This window comes from Nostoc sp. DedSLP03 (assembly GCF_034530815.1).
Taxonomy (GTDB): domain Bacteria; phylum Cyanobacteriota; class Cyanobacteriia; order Cyanobacteriales; family Nostocaceae; genus Nostoc.
Genome location: NZ_JAVRCK010000235.1, coordinates 1 through 1423 on the forward strand (window position 1 = coordinate 1; position 1423 = coordinate 1423).

Here is a 1423-nt window from a genome sequence, read left to right on the forward strand (position 1 = left end):
TAATGCCAGTCAGTTAAGCCTGACTGGCATTTTTTCTTCTGGCTGTCGGATATTTATAGGGTCTCTCTTTCACCACCCTTGGGAACGAGCGCTCCCGTCGTCCCGGTAGTCTGACCATCTCTGCTATCGAACTTACGTCCTTTACCAGTTCCGGGATACGCCCAGGCGATGCGCCTTCAAGTGTCCAGAGCAGTTTCATCACCCACGCTGTCGATTCCCTGAAGCTGAGCTGGTTAGGCCAGTATCCCTTCAGCGTTGAGGCCATTCTTATCATCTGATATCTCACCAGATTGTAGGCCAGCAGCACGCCCCACAGCTCCTGCCTTATCATCTCCGGCTTCCTGCTGCGAAGCGTGAGCCTGCTGTCCTGGAGACCCTGCTTTATTTCACGATATCCCAGCTCTATCTCCCAGCGATGACTGTAGAGATCCGCTATTTCTTTACCCGGGTAACGCATCGCATCCGTCATCGACGTCAGGAACCGCCACGTCCGGCCTTTTATTTCCCGGCTTATCATCCTCATCTCTGTGTGCGCCGCCAGATGCGGCCATTTCTTCCGTGAATGAGCGGAGGTTTTTACCCGGATAAGTACGTCTCCCTTCCCCAGACGACGTACCTCTTCGTACTGCAGGTCTTTACGTGCCGCTATCATCCAGTGACGATTTTCGCCGGCCTCATGCCAGGCGCTAAGCAGACCGAATGACGTGTAGCCCTTATCGAAGAGAGTCAGGCTGTTGTCGCACGCGCGTTCAATGAGACCTTCTGCCAGCACCATCTCATTCTCGTTCTGGCAGCCCATCGCGGCGCCGCTGATAAGATGGCTGGTGAGTTCCATCAGGCAGACCATGCGAACCTGCGGATAAGGAGAGGCGCCTGCCACCGTGCCTGAACGGACGAAAGCCTTCTCATTATCAGGTGTTTCTGGCGTGCGCCAGACAACGCCGTCAACAGCGTACAGCGTCAGACCACACCAGTCAGGGTGGGAAGTCTGTGCATTCCAGAGCTCGCTGCTCTGTTCGAAAACCCGCCGTACAGCGTCGTCCCCCAGCCGCTGCCTTGCCTGCACTACGGCACTGGGCGCAACGAAAGGACGGTTTCCCGGTAAAAGAATATCAAGGCGATTAACGATGGCGTGAAGGGGTTCTTTGCGCTCAAGGGCCATGCCGATGAGACACCAGACCATCATATCTGTAGTGAGTCTGCGCTTACGGAGCGTGACCGTGCCAGCTTCCTCAAGGCAGCGGCTGATGAGCGCAGGGTCAAGAACATCCGCGAGCGTATTCAGAGGATTACGAAGAGAATCGTAACGAGAGACGATATCAAGGGCCTGACTGAGCTGCATAAAAAAATCCGGAAACGAAGCGTTTCCGGATTCTTACACAGCCACTGGATCGTTCAACTGATCCTTAACTGATCGGCATTA

At 54.8% G+C, this 1423-nt stretch carries 1 protein-coding gene; it reads right to left on the reverse strand.

The features are described from left to right. Positions 1-13: 13 nt before the first annotated feature. Positions 14-1342, reverse strand: coding sequence for an IS4 family transposase (locus RM368_RS38490; RefSeq protein WP_322698934.1), 1329 nt, complete (start codon positions 1340-1342; stop codon positions 14-16). Positions 1343-1423 lie beyond the last annotated feature (81 nt).